General features: G+C 54.8%; 13 protein-coding genes. 3 read left to right on the top strand and 10 right to left on the bottom strand.

Features of this window, described 5'->3' with window-relative positions; genetic code table 11:
• Nucleotides 1-51 precede the first annotated feature (51 nt).
• The 5 genes from araH to OQ287_RS02680 all read right to left on the bottom strand — a co-directional run bounded on the left by araH (nt 52) and on the right by OQ287_RS02680 (nt 5,772).
• Nucleotides 52-1,053 carry an L-arabinose ABC transporter permease AraH gene (araH, locus tag OQ287_RS02700; RefSeq protein WP_322974087.1) on the bottom strand — a complete coding sequence of 334 codons (1,002 nt, stop codon included), beginning with the start codon at nt 1,051-1,053 and terminating at the stop codon, nt 52-54.
• 50 nt (nt 1,054-1,103) lie between these two features.
• Nucleotides 1,104-2,597 (bottom strand): L-arabinose ABC transporter ATP-binding protein AraG, encoded by a 1,494-nt coding sequence (gene araG / locus OQ287_RS02695; protein WP_265895497.1) that lies wholly within the window; start codon nt 2,595-2,597, stop codon nt 1,104-1,106.
• Between the two features lie 49 nt (nt 2,598-2,646).
• Nucleotides 2,647-3,636 carry an arabinose ABC transporter substrate-binding protein gene (locus tag OQ287_RS02690; protein WP_250936473.1) on the bottom strand — a complete coding sequence of 330 codons (990 nt, stop codon included), beginning with the start codon at nt 3,634-3,636 and terminating at the stop codon, nt 2,647-2,649.
• Nucleotides 3,637-3,989: 353 nt separating this feature from the next.
• On the bottom strand, nt 3,990-4,691 hold the full coding sequence (hda, locus tag OQ287_RS02685; RefSeq protein WP_250936472.1) for a DnaA regulatory inactivator Hda: 702 nt from the start codon (nt 4,689-4,691) through the stop codon (nt 3,990-3,992).
• 7 nt (nt 4,692-4,698) lie between these two features.
• A complete protein-coding gene (locus OQ287_RS02680; RefSeq protein ID WP_265895495.1) occupies nt 4,699-5,772 on the bottom strand; it encodes an AI-2E family transporter in 1,074 nt (357 codons plus the stop codon).
• A 176-nt stretch (nt 5,773-5,948) separates the two neighbouring features.
• On the opposite strand from OQ287_RS02680, the gene purM reads away from it, so the two are divergent.
• Together purM and purN are read left to right on the top strand one after the other, a co-directional pair.
• Complete coding sequence (gene purM / locus OQ287_RS02675; protein ID WP_265895494.1) at nt 5,949-7,013, top strand: phosphoribosylformylglycinamidine cyclo-ligase; 1,065 nt, start codon at nt 5,949-5,951, stop codon at nt 7,011-7,013.
• The gene (gene purN / locus OQ287_RS02670) at nt 7,010-7,720 is read left to right on the top strand and encodes a phosphoribosylglycinamide formyltransferase (RefSeq protein WP_265895493.1); all 711 of its coding nucleotides are present in this window, start codon (nt 7,010-7,012) and stop codon (nt 7,718-7,720) included. Before purM ends, purN begins: the two co-directional genes overlap by 4 nt.
• 94 nt (nt 7,721-7,814) lie before the next feature.
• On the opposite strand, the gene OQ287_RS02665 is transcribed toward purN, so the two are convergent.
• Entirely contained in the window at nt 7,815-10,976 is a 3,162-nt protein-coding gene (locus tag OQ287_RS02665) for an efflux RND transporter permease subunit (protein WP_265895492.1), read from the bottom strand.
• Nucleotides 10,977-10,988: 12 nt separating this feature from the next.
• Nucleotides 10,989-12,269 carry an efflux RND transporter periplasmic adaptor subunit gene (locus OQ287_RS02660; RefSeq protein ID WP_265895491.1) on the bottom strand — a complete coding sequence of 427 codons (1,281 nt, stop codon included), beginning with the start codon at nt 12,267-12,269 and terminating at the stop codon, nt 10,989-10,991.
• A gap of 117 nt (nt 12,270-12,386) precedes the next feature.
• Between OQ287_RS02660 and OQ287_RS02650 the strand changes: the two genes are divergently transcribed.
• Nucleotides 12,387-13,001, top strand: a complete 615-nt coding sequence (locus OQ287_RS02650; protein WP_284732664.1) for a TetR family transcriptional regulator — start codon at nt 12,387-12,389, stop codon at nt 12,999-13,001.
• A gap of 70 nt (nt 13,002-13,071) precedes the next feature.
• Here the strand turns inward: OQ287_RS02650 and OQ287_RS02645 are convergent, their stop codons facing one another.
• The 3 genes from OQ287_RS02645 to OQ287_RS02635 all read right to left on the bottom strand — a co-directional run.
• Nucleotides 13,072-13,902, bottom strand: coding sequence for a helix-turn-helix domain-containing protein (locus OQ287_RS02645; protein ID WP_250936466.1), 831 nt, complete (start codon nt 13,900-13,902; stop codon nt 13,072-13,074).
• Nucleotides 13,903-14,455: 553 nt separating this feature from the next.
• A complete protein-coding gene (locus tag OQ287_RS02640; protein WP_250936465.1) occupies nt 14,456-15,172 on the bottom strand; it encodes an RNA polymerase sigma factor FliA in 717 nt (238 codons plus the stop codon).
• Between the two features lie 200 nt (nt 15,173-15,372).
• Nucleotides 15,373-15,578 (bottom strand): hypothetical protein (locus tag OQ287_RS02635; protein ID WP_265895489.1); only part of this gene is annotated, 206 nt, incomplete at its 5' end.

The following is a 15,578-nucleotide window of genomic DNA, read 5'->3' as shown; positions in this document are numbered from 1 at the left end:
GGGCCGTCCCTACGGACGGCCCAGTGGTGTAGTACTGAAGAAGCCAACGCGCTAACCACCTGCCCGACGCGTTTGCTTCCACCGGTCAAACATGACCGCCAGCAACAGGATCGCTCCTCGTACGAGATACTGATAAAACGTGGGAACATTCAAAAGCCCCATGGCATTTTGCACACAGCCCATGATCAATACACCCACCAGCACACCGGTGATCGAGGCCACACCGCCCGAGAGGGAAACTCCCCCCAGCACGCAGGCTGAAATCACTGCAAGCTCAAGCCCCTGTGAAGTATTGGGATCACCCAGCCCCATGCGGGACGTCAATAGCACACCTGCGATACCAGCGATCAGCCCCTGCAGGGCAAATACCGTAATCTTCAACTTGCGTACGTTCACCCCGGCCAGACTCGCTGCCTCGGCGTTGCCACCGGTAGCCAGCGTATTGCGGCCGAAGCTTGTCATGTTGAGGATAACCCCGAAGACGATGAAACAGGCAATCATCGTCCACACCGGTAACGTCAACCCAAGAAATGCTGCACTGCCAAGATCAAAGAATTCCGGCACGGTAATCATGACCGCATCACCACCTGACGTGATGTAAGCCAGACCGCGCACGAACTCCATGGCTGCCAGAGTGGCAATCAGCGAATTGATTCCAAACCGGGCTACCACAAAACCATTGAAGGCACCGACGGCCGCACCAGCGGCAATCCCACCCATGACCCCGATCGTGACACTGCCACTGGCCGAGGTTACGACCGCAGCGACCACCCCTGCCAAAGCCACTATAGAGGCTACCGATAGATCTACCTCCCCCAGGGCCAGAACCATCATCATGGTGGTGGCAATGGAGCCAATCAGCGTGACCGAAAGCAACAGACCTACAATGTTACGGCCGGTCAGGAAGTCCGGCACGAATATGGCCAGCCCTGCAAACAGCAATACAAATACTGCAATAAGCCCGGAAGTATCCAGCAGGGTACGAAGTGGCTTGGGCAAACCACTTCGGGCAGGTTCTACTGGCGCCATGGAGGCTATCTTGTCCTGAGACATGGGTTATCCCTTTGTTAGAATAAGGCTCTTGACTGGTTGTATGAGCTGAATCAGGCGGGCAGTGCCAGCCCCAGAAGCCGCTCTGGTGTGGCCTGCTCACGAGGGATGATCTCCAGCAACTCCCCGCCTCTCATGACCCCAATTCGGTCGCAAATCGAACTTACCTCGGCCAGATCGCTTGAAATCACCAGAACACTTTTGCCCTGCTCCGCCAGATCATAGAGCAACGAATAGATGTCTCGTCGCGCCCCGACATCGATGCCGCGGGTTGGCTCATCCATGACAAAAAGATCAATATCTTCGGACAGCCAGCGAGCCAGAATTACCTTTTGCTGGTTGCCTCCGGAGAGGTTCGCAATAGGCGTTCGAGGCCCGGGCGTCTTGATACTGAGCTCCTGGATGTATTTCAGTGTGTTCTCCGTTTCCCGACGCGGGTGACGAAACAGGCCAAGGCGCTTGAAGAAGCGACGACAGCTGATATTGAGATTGTCGGATACACTGGCTACCGGAAAAATACCCTGTGTCTTGCGATCTTCCGGGCACATGGCAATACCGGCCCGAATCGCCGCCTGAGCCGATTCAAAGCGGCAGGCCGCCCCCTTGAATACCACGGCCCCTTCACTGGCATGCTCAGCCCCACAGACCAGTCGCATCAGCTCACTGCGCCCCGCCCCGACCAGCCCGAACAGCCCCAGCACTTCACCGCGGCGGATATCCAGACTGGCAGGCGCGGTAACGCCGCGCCCCTTGATACCGTCCAGACGAAGCAGTACATCTCCCTGTTCACGGGGGCGATAGCCATACACATCATTGATGTCACGCCCTACCATCTCGCTGACCAGCGCATCGTGATCGAGGCCTTCCAGCGTGTCGTGGGTGCGAATATGGCGACCATCACGAAATACCGTGACGGCATCGCACATCTCAAAGACTTCTTCCATTCGGTGGGTGACATAAAGCACCACCTTCCCCTCGTCACGAAGGCGGGCCACAATCCGCTTGAGATGACGCGTTTCCTGAACGGACAGTGAACTGGTGGGCTCGTCAAAGGCGATGATGCGGGCATTGCGCAGCAGTGCCCGACCGATTTCAATCATTTGCTGCTGACCAACAGACAGCTCTCGCACCCTGGTGGACGGGTGAAGCTTGCCCTCCCCGAGCTCCTCCAGAATGGCCAGCGCCTTGTCACGCAAACGCCGCCGATCCACAAACCCGTGATGGGCAGGCAGCTGACCCATCAACAGGTTTTCTGCCACCGACAGATTCGGCGCCAGCGTCAACTCCTGATAGATGATGGCAATACCGCTCTTGAGGGCTTCGCGGGCATTGCTGAACGCGTACGACTCGCCCCCTATATAAAGACAGCCTTCGGACAATCGGTTTACGCCACTCAACACCTTGAGCAGCGTTGACTTTCCGGCCCCATTTTCCCCCATCAGGGCATGCACCTGCCCCTCATGAGCAGAGAAGCTGACACCATCAAGAGCCTTTACACCGGGAAACTCTACCGTGACGTTTTCAACACGCAGATATGCATCCGTCATGAACCTACTCCCACTTCATGTAATGCCCGGTGGCAGACCAGGCCCCGTATCACAGCCCGAGGTCAGCACGCACCTGTTCCCAGTTATCACGGGTCATCAGCGTACCGGTGGTTTCAGTATTGTCCCGGGGCTTTTCTCCCTCCTTGATCCAGGTGTACAGATTGTCGGCAGTCTGACGGCCATGCATGGTTGAGCTGACAGCCATCGTGCCGTAGAAGCCGGTAGGTTTCTGGCGAGAAAATTCGGCAAAGGCCGCACCGGAGCCATTGATACCCACTCCGATCACCTGATCAGGCGACAGACCATACTGTTCGCTGGCACGTACGCCACCCAATACGCTTTCTTCATTCAGCGCATAGATCACCCAGTGATCGAAATCACCATGCTTGGAAAAAATGGGGGATGCGGCGGCAAAGGCGCTGCTGGTATCCGTATTCTGCTGAGGGGCATCATAGATATTGCCTTCGACAAATCCGGACGCCAGCAAGGCCTGGGTCGCGCCATCAGTGCGCTCCTTGGCAGTAGGCAGCTCATAATTGCTGATACGCAGCGCCGCGACGGTCTCAGGATCCCATCCGCGCGCCTTCATTTCTGCTGCAATCGCCTCACCGACCTGCTGCCCGATCTTGTACCCGGACATGCCAAGATGCGGCACGGAGGCAATGGGCTCGCCATCCGAACCGACAAAACGATCATCGACCGTAACCACCTTCATGCCATACCGTTCAGCCCGGTTGACGATGGCCGGCCCAAGACGAACGTCCGGCGGGCAAATGACAAACCCCTGCGCCCCCTGAGAATGCAGATTATCAATGGCGCTCAATACCTGCTGACCATCCTCACCGGCAAGCCGTACGACTGAAAAGCCCTTTTCCTCGCCCAGCTGACTGGCCGCCTTCTGCTCATTGATGAACCAGGCCTGCTCGGGTTTTTTAACGATAAACCCGATTTTCACATCATCCTGCGCCTGGGCGGCACTCAAGCCTGCGCCCAGACTGATACCCAGCGTCAAAAAGGAAGTGGTAATAAAGCGAATCATTGGCAATCTCCGGCCCAGAGAGGCTCAGTTGTTATTGGCAGGAAAATACAGAAAGTTCATGTCACGACATTAATCTGCAAAGTGATAACCGACTAATAGCGTTTAGGCCTGCTACCCATATCATTTCTGATATCAATGAAGTGCAAGACCATACTCGGTGCGTACAGGGGCGCAGGAAGGAAATTCCGGGCTATGACTAAAGTTGCTTTCGACTTACGCGAAAGTTCTATCAGCAGCAGGGAAAAAGGAGGTTATTCGATGCAGGCAGTTGATATTACAGCAGGACTGCCACCCCGGGCGGGGCCGATATACCATGAAAGAAAGAGAAAAGCGGCGCAGAAAACAGTAGAGACCTACCACTCAAGCGCCTGTTTGACAAACGGGATAGTCAGCTTGCGTTGCGCAGAAAGTGACGCATCATCCAGCCGAGCCAGCGTTTCAAACAACGATGACAGCCGTCTCGGGCCACGGTGAATCAAATACCGCCCCACTTCGTCGGGCAGAAACATGCCGCGCTCTCTGGCGCGGAGTCTCAACGCACCCAGCCGCTGTTCGTCATCCAGCGGGTGAAGGTGAAACGTGGCTCCCCAGGTCAGACGAGATGCCAGATCCGGCAATTTGACCGGTAACTGGCGAGGCGGTCTTTCCGACGCAATGATCAATCGACGCCCCGCATCCCGCAGGCGATTGAAGCAATGAAACAGCCCCTCCTCCCACCGCTTGCGCCCTATCACCACATCCAGATCATCAATGGCAATCAGTTCGAGGTTTTCCAGATCCTCAAGCATCAACGGCGGGAAGTGGCCGATATCAGCGAGCGGCAGATACAGGGTAGACACGCCATTGATACTGGCAGCGTGACAGGCGGCCTGCAGCAGGTGGCTTTTGCCGGATTCCGACGCACCCCACACATAGAGAAAGGGTTCCCCGGCGGGAGTCAGCTGGCACTCGAGCTGATTGACCAGCGGAAGATTGCCCTCGCCCATGAAATTGGCAAAGGTCGCATCATCGCGAAGCCCGACGCCCAGAGGTAACTGTGCAGGCCCTGAAATCATGTCGCTATCAGTCCTGATCGATATAAACGGAAGTGTTGGACGTATACATGCGGCTCGCCTTGTACTGTGTAAAGAGATAGCGCAATACTACCATGAGCATGGCGGCCACCGGCAGTGCCAGCAACACCCCCACAAAGCCGAACAGCTGGCCTCCCGCCATAACGGAAAAAATCACTATTACCGGGTGCAGACCGATTCGATCTCCCAGCAGCAATGGCTGGAACACGGTGCTCTCCAGAATCTGACCGAGCACAAATACGCCCCCTACGGCGGCCAGTGGCCAAAGTGCCTGAAACTGGAAAAATGCCACCAGCTCCGCCAGCACCACGCCAAAGATGACACCAAGATAAGGCACGATACTGGCAAGTCCTGCCAATACACCGATCAAAAAGCCGAACTTGACCCCCAGCAGCGTCAGGCCGGTCGCGTAAACAACCCCAAGACCCAGCATAACCAGTAACTGCCCTCGCATGAACGCGCTCAATACCTCATCACACTCGTGGGCCAGCCCGGTAACGGTACCCACCCAGTCGCGCGGGATAGCGTCACGTATCCGTGCCTTCATCCGATCCCAGTCCAGCAGCAGATAAAAGGTTACCACGGGAATAATGGCCAGATTGCCCAGCCAGAAGGCCAGCGCCAGACCGGAACGAGACAGTTGTGCGAGAAGCTGCGCGGCCACGGAGCCGGTTTCCTTCCAATGGCCGGTAACCATATCACGCACCTGATTAAGATCGGCGGTAAAGTCGGAACCGGTCCATTCCTGAATCCGGGGCAACACCGTTTGCTGCGTCCAGTTGATCATCATTGGAACAGCGTCAGCCAGTTGCACCAGCTGTCGCCACATCACCGGAATGACAATGATGGTCAACCCGATCACCACTACCGACAGCAGCACAAACACGACCGACACCGCGAGGCGCCGTGAAAGGCCTCGCGCTTCAAGTCTGTCTGCGAGCGGATCCCCCAGGTACGCCAGAATCATGCCCACAAAAAAGGGCATCAAAATAGGTGTCAAGGTAACAAACAACCACAGCGCCGCCAGTGAACTGACGATTCCCCACCAGAAACGCTTCGACATACGGGTTTTCCTGAAAACGATGAATAAAGCCTGCCCTGCATTCTAGGGACTTTCTCTGCAGCTGCCATCCCTCCATTTGCATGGTGACCCCATGCGAGCCACAAGAGGCAGTGATATACTCCCGCTTTCTTTCCAGGTCGCTCAGACCACGGCCATCGCTTAGTACAGGAACGCACATGACTTCGCACTCTTCCGATGCTCCCCTCAGCTACAAAGACGCCGGTGTCGATATTGATGCCGGCAACGCACTGGTTGAGCGCATCAAGGGCGTCGCCAAACGCACCCATCGCCCTGAAGTCATGGGCGGTCTGGGTGGCTTCGGGGCTCTTTGTGAGCTGCCGGCCGGTTACCGGCAGCCGGTACTGGTCACCGGCACCGATGGCGTCGGCACCAAACTTCGTCTGGCCATGGAGCTTGGCCGTCATGACACCATCGGCATTGATCTGGTCGCCATGTGTGTCAACGACCTGGTGGTTGCCGGGGCCGAACCACTTCAATTTCTGGATTATTACGCCACGGGGCGTCTGGACATCGATATCGCCGCGGATGTAGTGACCGGGATCGGTGAAGGATGTCTGCAAGCGGGCTGTGCACTGGTCGGTGGCGAAACCGCTGAAATGCCTGGCATGTATGAAGGCAGCGATTACGACCTGGCCGGCTTTTGTGTCGGTGTTGTTGAAAAGGCCGATATCCTGGATGGCAGCAAGGTATCCACCGGCGATGTGGCCCTGGGCCTGGCCTCCAGTGGCCCGCATTCCAATGGTTACTCCCTGATCCGCAAGATCATCGAGCGCAGCGGCGAATCACTGGAGCAGGATCTTGATGGCACCACCCTTGGTGATGCACTGATGGCGCCCACGCGCATCTACGTCAAGTCTTTGCTGTCGCTGCTCAGGGACAGCGATGCCCGGGTACATGCCCTCTCCCACATTACCGGCGGCGGCCTGCTTGAAAACCTGCCGCGGGTGCTTCCGGCACATGCCACATTGCAGGTCGATACCAGCGCATGGGCACGTCCTGCCGTCTTTGACTGGCTGCAGGATCGGGGCAAGGTTGAAGAGCGTGAAATGTACCGTGTACTCAACTGCGGTATCGGCATGGTGGTAGTGGTCCCGGCCGAAGATGCGGACAAGGCCCGTGCCCACCTCGAATCCTGCGGCGAAACGGTTTATACACTTGGCTGCATTACCGAGCGTCAGAGTGATGAGGAACAGGTTCAGCTGGGGTCTGTGAAGGCATGAGTTTTGAAGCAGAAACAGCCGACCCTCGCCGGGTCGTGGTGCTGATTTCAGGCAGTGGCAGTAACCTGCAGGCCCTGCTTGATGCCCAGGAACATGATGAACTCGGCGGTGACATCATTGCCGTGATCAGCAACAAGGCCGATGCCTACGGTCTGGAGCGCGCACGCGAGGCTGGCGTCATCGCAGAAGTCGTCGACCCGGCCCGGTTTCGTCATTTTCATGACGAGCGTGACCGCGACCTTTACGATGCCGAACTGATTCGTATCATTGACCATCACCAGCCTGATCTTGTCGTGCTGGCCGGTTTCATGCGCATCCTGTCAAAGGCCTTCGTGCTTCGCTATCACGGTCGCCTGCTGAACATTCATCCATCACTTTTACCAGAGTACCGCGGGCTGCATACACATCAACGGGCGCTGGAAGAAGGCGCCACACTGCATGGCGCCAGTGTGCACTTCGTCACCGAGGAACTGGATGGCGGCCCGATTGTGGTACAGGCTGCCGTACCGGTGGAGGCCGATGACGATGAATCAACTCTGGCAGAGCGCGTCTTGACGCGTGAACACCTGATCTATCCGATGACAGTGCGCTGGTTTCTCGACGGCCGCCTTCAACTGGCTGACAAGGGACCAACGCTTGATGGTCATCCGCTTCCGGCCTCAGGGCTGCGCCTTGCTCCGGAAGATGTGTCGGACGAGGATTTGTAAAAATCACGCTCCCACTAAAAAGCCGCCTTTCGAGGCGGCTTTTTAGTGGGAATAGAACAGAAAAGGCAGGTGGCAACTCCACCTGCCTGCCATGTCAGGCTTGATCCTGCGCTTTATTGCCACGACCGAACCGTTTGGCCATTTTCTCCTGTGCCGTCATGATGAAGACATAGGACGCCGGAACAAACACACTGGCCAGAATGGTAATCGTCAGCATGCCCCCAACCACCGGGGTGCCGATGTGGTGGCGGCTGGCAGCACTCGCGCCTGAAGCCAGCGCCAGTGGCAGAGTACCGCCAATGAAGGCCAGTGAGGTCATGACGATAGGACGAAAACGCATGCGGGCCGCCGTTGTCGCAGCATCGACAATGCTTTTGCCTTCGTCACGTTGCTGCTGGGCAAATTCCACGATCAAAATCGCGTTTTTCGCCGCCAGCCCCACCACAACCAGCAGGCCGATCTGCAGATAAACACTGGTTTCAAGCCCCCGCATCCATACCGCCAGAACCGAACCGACAAAGGCAAAGGGCACGGCAGATACTACGGCGATCGGCAGCGTCCAACGCTCATACTGAGCAGCCAGAATCAAAAAGACCATGATCAGACCAAAGACAATGGCCAGTGTTGATGCGTCGCCAGCGTTCTCCTGCTGATAGGCTTCACCGGTCCAGCCCATCTTGTACTGGCTGCCCAGCGTCTCGTTTACCACCTGTTTCATGGCCTGAACTGCCTGACCCGAACTATAGCCTGGTGCAGGCTGCCCCTGGAACTGAGCGGCAGGATACACATTGAACCGGTCCACAACGGTCGGTGCATGTGTGCGCTCAAGGGTTACCAGAGTGGACAGCGGAATACGGCTGCCATCGCCGCCACGAACAAAGACCTTGCTCAGATCATCCGGCGACCGGCGGAACTGATCCTCGGACTGCAGGTAAACCTGGAAGTTACGACTATTGCGCGTAAAGTAATTGACAAAGCTGCTGCCGAACGTGCTCGACAGCGTTGTATTCAGGTCATTGAGGTCGACGCCAAGGCTCTTGGCCTTGTTTTCATCCACATGCGCCCGATAATTGGGAATGCTGACATTAAGCGTTGTGAAAACCTGCGCCAGTTCCGGCCGTTTACCAGCCGCCTGCATGACCTTGAGTGATGCCTGATAAAGCTGCTGTGGAGAGTCCCCTCCCAGGGATTCAAGATAACCGGTAAAACCACCGGTGGTGGACAGCCCCTGAATTGGCGGAAGGTTGAACGCAATGGTCTTGCCCCCGGGAATACTGGCACCAGCCTGCATGACATTGCCAATCATCTGAGTGATATCTATATCGCGCCCACCCCATGGTTTCAGCAACACAAACACACTGGCCTTGGCGGTATTCGACGCGCTGGTCAGAATATCGAACCCGGTAATTGACGTCGTATATTCCACCGCCGGGTTTTTCTGTATCTCGGCATTGAGCTTCTGCACATACTCATCGGTACGCGCCACCGACGAGCCGGCCGGCAGGGAAACGGAAGCTACCAGCACCCCCTGATCCTCCGCCGGAATAAGCCCGCCGGGCAGTCGCATATATACCCAGGCTGACAGAACACAACATCCCACCAGAAGAGCCAGTGACACGATGACATGGCGGATCAAAAAGCCGACTACCACCATGAAGGCGTTGGTCAGCTTGTCAAAGCCACGGTTGAACCACTCGAACGGCTTGTGAAGCACTTTTGCAAGACGCGACTGCTTGAGATCATCCTTGCGCTTGATGAAGATCGCTGACATGGCCGGCGTAAAGGACAGGGCTACCAGCGCCGAGATACTGACCGAGATTGCAATGGTAATGGCAAACTGCTGGTACATTTTCCCGGTCAGTCCAGTCAGGAACCCAACCGGCACAAATACGGCAGCCATGATGAATGCCGTCGCCAGTACCGGACCGGTTACCTCCCTCATGGCCTCGAACGCCGCCTCCATGGGGCTGACATCCGGATTATGCTCGAGAATACGTTCAACGTTCTCGATGACCACGATGGCGTCATCCACCACGATCCCGATAGCAAGAATCATCCCGAACAGCGACAACAGGTTGATCGAGAAGTCGAGCATATACATGCCGGCAAAGGTACCTACCACCGAGATGGGCACTACCGACATTGCCACCAGGGTCGAGCGCCAGTTCTGCAGGAAGATAAAGACAATCAGCGCCACCAGAATCAGGGCTTCGACAAAGGTATGGACAACCGACTCGATCGAGGCATTGATAAACAGCGTAGTGTCATAGGGAATGACATAGTCGAGGCCCGCCGGGAAGCGCGTTTTCAGCTCCTTCATGGTGGACTTGACTTCCCTGGCCACCTGAAGCGCATTGGCGCCGGGTTGCAGATAGACCGCGATCGGTGCAATCGGATTATTGTTGGTACGCGCCTGGATACCATACTGGGTCGACCCCAGCTCGACGCGGGCAACATCCTTCAGATAAAGCGAGGAACCGTCCGACTTCGTGGTTAATAGAATATTTTCAAACTGACCAACGCTCTTGAGACGACCCTGAGTGGTAATGGTATAAGTATTGACCACCGGCGTACGCTGAGGCTCTCCACCCAGCTTGCCCGCCGACACCACGGTATTCTGGGCCTGAATGGCCGCTGATACTTCAGCGGGAGTGATATCGTACTGGGCCATCTTGTCAGGGTTGAGCCAGATCCTCATGGCAAAGCTCTGATTACCCAGAACTTCTGCCTTGCCCACACCGTTGAGCTGATTAAGCTCATCGACAACATTAATGTTGGCGTAGTTATTCAGATAAAGAGAGTCATACTGATTGTTCGGCGACAACAGGGCCGCAAACAACAGGATACTGCTGGATTGAAGCTCAACCGTAACACCCTGACTTTGAACGGATGATGGCAGCTGTGACAGCGCTCGCTGGACTCGGTTGTTAACATTGATGGTGGCTATATCAGGGTCGGTACCAATCCTGAAGTACACCTTCATGTTCATGACCCCGTTATCTGCACTTGCCGAGGTCAGGTAGATCATGTCCTGCACACCATTGACCTGCTCGGCCAGAGGTGAGGCCACAGTCTCAGACACCGTCTCTGCATCTGCTCCGGGAAACGTGGCCTGAACGGAGACGGTGATGGGTACTACCTGCGGATACTGCTCAATGGGCAGCGTCCGCATCGCCATCAAGCCTACCAGCGTGATGATGATAGACACCACCGTCGCAAAGATAGGCCGGTTTATAAAGAAGCTGGATATATTCATCGATTAACCCGCTTACTGATCCTGTTGCTGTGATGGCGCATCTTTTTGAGTGTCCTGGCCACTGATACTGGTCCCCTGCATCGCCTGATGCGTCGACGCACCATTCTTGCCGGACGGATCCGTTGGAGTGGTGGTAGGCTGACCATCAAATGCCTGAGGTTTGATCTTGTCACCCGGCGATACACTGCCTATGGCTGACACAACGACCCTGTCACCCTTTGCAAGACCATCACTGATCACCACCCATCCGCCGGCCTGCTCGCCGAGTGATACAAAGCGATTTTCGATTACGTCCTTGTCATTGAGGATATAAAGCTGAGGCCCCTTGAGCCCCTCGGTAACAGCAACTTCCGGTACAGCCAGCGCACTGTAATGCTTCACACCAAGCAATTTGACACGGACGAACAGCCCGGGAAGGAACAGGTCGCCCGGGTTTTTGAATACCGCCCGCGCCTGCACTGTGCTGGTTGTATCGTCAACCCGCGACCCAAGGAAGTTCAAGGTTCCCTTGAGACTGGTATCGGTGCTGCCACTCTGGTCGGCATAGGGAAACTCGAGGCTGGCCTTAATGGACTCAGGGTCATTAGTGCGCTGTCGTCTCAGGGCGAAGGCGTCGGACTGAGGTAACGCAAACCGCACTTCAAGAGGATCAAGAGGAGTGACCGTCGTCAATTCAGTCTGAACTGCTACATAATTGCCGACATTGACCTCATTCAGCCCCACCCGGCCACTGACCGGTGCCTTGACCGTCGTATAGTCCAGACTGATCTGAGCATCATCAAGGGCGGCCTGAGCCTGAGCAACCGAAGCCCTGGCCGTACGGTAGGCACTCAGCGCTGAATCCCGCTGCTGCTGGCTGACAGAACGCTGCTTGTAAAGCTCATTGTAGCGCTCGTAATCCCTGCGATTGTTTTCAAGCGTGGCCCTGGCACTTTCAACATCCGCTCGAGCCTGTTCAACAGCCGCCTTGTACTGAGCCTGCTCGATAATAAAGAGGGTCTGCCCCTTCTCTACCGTATCTCCGGGAGTGTAAAGCTGCTTTTCGAGCACGCCACTGACCCTGGCCACGATATCTGCTGAAAGATCACTACGAATCTTGGCCGGATACTCACGCTCAAGCGTTAAATCCATCGGCGCAACCGTTTCCACCTGAGCCGGCTTTGCAGACGCTGCGCTGGCCTGGTTCTTCTGCGAGGATTTCTCGCCGTCACCACAGCCCGCCATCAGCAGGCCGATTACGCATAGCACCCATACAGGCCGCCCTGGCCAGGCACGTACTTTTCCCAAGCTCATGTTGGCTTACACTCCGATCATAAAGGATAACAGCCAGTTTAGATGCATTCATGTATGTATGTAAACTGACTATTCTGCCTTATACTATAGCCGCTTATTCATGGAGATTTATCGTTAATGGCGCGACGAACAAAAATCGAGGCGGAAGAGACTCGTCAGGTATTGCTGGATGCTGCGGAAAACCTGTTCTATGAAAAGGGGGTTTCACGTACGTCTCTGGAGCAGATCGCTCAGCGTGCCAACATGACGCGCGGCGCTGTGTATTGGCATTTCAAGAACAAGGCCGACCTGTTCAATGCCCTGCTGGACCGCGTCAAACTGCCATTGAATCAGTTGATCCAGGACCTCGAGGAATCCGAACATGCAGGCCATCCCCTGATTGACCTTGAGCGGGCCATCAACGTTGCATTTCAACGAATAGTCCAGCCACGCTATCGCCGCACTTACACGATTCTTCTTTACCGGTGCGAGCAGACCGATGACATCGATCCCCTCAAGACGCACACCAGTATCGTGCGTGAAAGCTTTGATCATATGCTCAAGATGATGGAACAGGCTGCCAGTGAAGGCCGGCTTAAATCCTGCATATCACCTCACTGCGCAGCGCGCCTGATACATGTTGCACTTCAGGGCATCATTTATGACTGGCTGAGAGAACCCACCGCCTTTGATCTGAAGGCTGAAGGTGCCAGCATGCTGAATATGCTGTTCACTGTATTGAAGGCTGAATAAGTCGCAGAGCGCATTGATATAAAAAAGGCAGCCTTGAAGGCTGCCTTTTAGTATCTGGAGTCGCCGCCATTTATTCCAGCGGGATAGTCAATGTCATGGCGCTTTCACCGTTGGCGTCTTTCTGGCCGTCGTGAAAGGTAATGCGTGAATGGTCCACCTTGATCTGCTCGCCATGGGTCAGGGCCCAGTCCAGCGCCATATGCTGAAATGTTGATTCCAGCTGATCCCAATGCGTCAGGGTAGTATGCATTTCACGACCGGCTTCTACACGCAGCCAGCGAAGCGGCAGAGGCGGATTCCACGTTTCACGGCGAGACATCCGGTAACCGACGTCCTTGCGAGTACGATGCTCCGGCGTAATGCGCGGATCATCATAGACAAAACAGACAGGCTCCAGAATACTTTCACGCGTACCATGCGGGCACAGATCCAGCAGATGGCGACGAATGCTTTCATCACTGCCCTGCTCGTTACCAAAGGAGCGCATGACAAGAAAGAAGGACTCTTCCGTACTTTCTACAACACTCACCGGACGCACGGACTTCTGTGCAGAGGCGCCAGCACCCAGTGTCATGCGCACCGTGTCGCGGTAGGCCCGCGGAGACATTTCAAAGTGGCGGCGGAAAACCCGGCTGAACGCCGCGTGATCCTGATAACCACACTCCAGCGCCACTTCCATGATGCTCTTGCGTGTATAAACAAGAAGCAGTGCAGCGCGATCAAGACGGATCGTGGCATGATAGTCAGTAGGCGTCACGCCGAACGATTGCTTGAACTTGCGGCGCAGGTGGGAAGTAGATAGCCCGACCTGTTTTGCCACAACCGTCATCGGTAGCAATTCGCTGGTATGTTCGTGAAGAATGACTTCTGTTGCAGCAACATCGAATTCTTTGCAGTTCATATCGTTTCCCATCCCTTAGGCGATATTTTTTATGGTTCGGATCGTGGTCATTTGATTGGGGACGCGAAGCCATCCTTGCCCTCTCACTGAAGCCGCCCGTTATCCCTTGCAGGGCGTCAGCAGTGGTCACCAATCCCGAACTTGTGCAAAGCCTATCGTTGCCTATGAGACAAAGGAAGAATGAATCCTGGTATGCTTATAAAAATGGCGCTTTGAGGGGTTGTTTAATGGACTAATGATAAGTCTATTCGCCAACAAAGAACCAAGGAAAGGTAAATAAAAAGTACTAGACGTCTAATTTTATTTATACGATATAAATAAAAAAACCTTTAAATACAAAAACATAACAATTTTACTTTAAAAACATAAAATTCCATTTTTAAAACAAAAATATATTCAATGTTACTTTCTGGATATAAACAACAACCTTAATGGCGATATTTACTAGCCATGTATCCAGTCACCATTACCTGGCAATGATATGAAGGGCAGGATATGGAGGCATAAAAAAACCCGCCTGAGCGGGTGTTTTTTCAAACGCCACTTAATAGAGTCAGGCAAACTGCTCCACCATACTCACACGCAGCCTGGCGACCGCCTGGCTGTGAAGCTGACAAACGCGAGATTCACTCACGCCCAACACCGCGCCTATCTCCTTGAGGTTCAACTCCTCCTGATAATAGAGACTCAGCAACAGCTTTTCCCTCTCGGGCAGTAGATCAATTGCTTCTGTCAGCTGCTGGCGATCAGCATTGGCAAAACAGGCATCCTGAGGTGTATCCATGAAAGCCACATCCCGGGAAACATGAGAAGCCTCGCTTTCATCCGTGCTGGTATCTTCAAACGGCAATAGATAGCCGTTATTGGTATCTGTCAGCACCTTGCGATAGTCCTCCAGGGACATATCCAGTGCGGTTGCTATTTCACGCTCCGTTGCAGCCCTTCCGTTCTGTTGTTCGAGTTGATGGATGGTTCGATCAATATCACGACTGGTACGACGAACGCTCCGGGGCAACCAGTCACGACTTCGAAGCTCATCAATCATCGAACCACGAATACGTTGAGATGCATACGTGGAAAAGGTAGCGCCCTGCCCGGAATCGAATCGATTATAAGCATCCAGCAGACCCACCATGCCCGCCTGTATCAAATCGTCCAGCTCAACGCTTGAAGGAAGTCTCACCTGAAGTTGAAGTGCCTGCCGTCGAACCAGAGGCATATACTGTTCGACCACATTCGACTGACTCAATTTGCCTTCGGCGGTATACATAATGAGGTACTCTGCAAGCCTGCCCGATTGGTCCTGAAGTGCTGATGCCACTGAAAACCAAAGTTCAGCACTCCCCATGCAGGCTATCTTACGTCCATCCATGAAACCTGATTCGCTGATAAGCCCCACCTTGAGCCCGCTCTTTCCCTTTTTGCGCTACACACGCGTAGCACAATGATACATTTAGATACAAACATTTTTTATTCTTGGACTAAAGCAAATATTACCTGCGTCGATAACTTCACCAGCGGCGAGAACAGCCGCACCAAAAATGGCGAACCACCGCCATTTCCATAACACAGCGTTAAGGAATCGACATCATGGCAATGGTCATCAACACCAATACCCTGTCTCTCCAGACTCAGCAGAACCTGAACAAGTCCCAGTCCAACCTGAACACCGCCAT

Source organism: Larsenimonas rhizosphaerae, from assembly GCF_026240105.1.
Lineage (GTDB): Bacteria > Pseudomonadota > Gammaproteobacteria > Pseudomonadales > Halomonadaceae > Larsenimonas > Larsenimonas rhizosphaerae.
Note: the sequence above shows the minus strand (reverse complement) of the source record. Positions and strands in the feature narration are given on the sequence as shown.

What these genes read in the sequence shown, in the direction of transcription:
- araH (WP_322974087.1), bottom strand. Translation starts at nt 1,053, where the DNA reads ATGTCTCAGGACAAGATAGCCTCCATGGCGCCAGTAGAACCTGCCCGA.
- araG (WP_265895497.1), bottom strand. Translation starts at nt 2,597, where the DNA reads ATGACGGATGCATATCTGCGTGTTGAAAACGTCACGGTAGAGTTTCCC.
- OQ287_RS02690 (WP_250936473.1), bottom strand. Translation starts at nt 3,636, where the DNA reads ATGATTCGCTTTATTACCACTTCCTTTTTGACGCTGGGTATCAGTCTG.
- hda (WP_250936472.1), bottom strand. Translation starts at nt 4,691, where the DNA reads ATGATTTCAGGGCCTGCACAGTTACCTCTGGGCGTCGGGCTTCGCGAT.
- OQ287_RS02680 (WP_265895495.1), bottom strand. Translation starts at nt 5,772, where the DNA reads ATGTCGAAGCGTTTCTGGTGGGGAATCGTCAGTTCACTGGCGGCGCTG.
- purM (WP_265895494.1), top strand. Translation starts at nt 5,949, where the DNA reads ATGACTTCGCACTCTTCCGATGCTCCCCTCAGCTACAAAGACGCCGGT.
- purN (WP_265895493.1), top strand. Translation starts at nt 7,010, where the DNA reads ATGAGTTTTGAAGCAGAAACAGCCGACCCTCGCCGGGTCGTGGTGCTG.
- OQ287_RS02665 (WP_265895492.1), bottom strand. Translation starts at nt 10,976, where the DNA reads ATGAATATATCCAGCTTCTTTATAAACCGGCCTATCTTTGCGACGGTG.
- OQ287_RS02660 (WP_265895491.1), bottom strand. Translation starts at nt 12,269, where the DNA reads ATGAGCTTGGGAAAAGTACGTGCCTGGCCAGGGCGGCCTGTATGGGTG.
- OQ287_RS02650 (WP_284732664.1), top strand. Translation starts at nt 12,387, where the DNA reads ATGGCGCGACGAACAAAAATCGAGGCGGAAGAGACTCGTCAGGTATTG.
- OQ287_RS02645 (WP_250936466.1), bottom strand. Translation starts at nt 13,902, where the DNA reads ATGAACTGCAAAGAATTCGATGTTGCTGCAACAGAAGTCATTCTTCAC.
- OQ287_RS02640 (WP_250936465.1), bottom strand. Translation starts at nt 15,172, where the DNA reads ATGTATACCGCCGAAGGCAAATTGAGTCAGTCGAATGTGGTCGAACAG.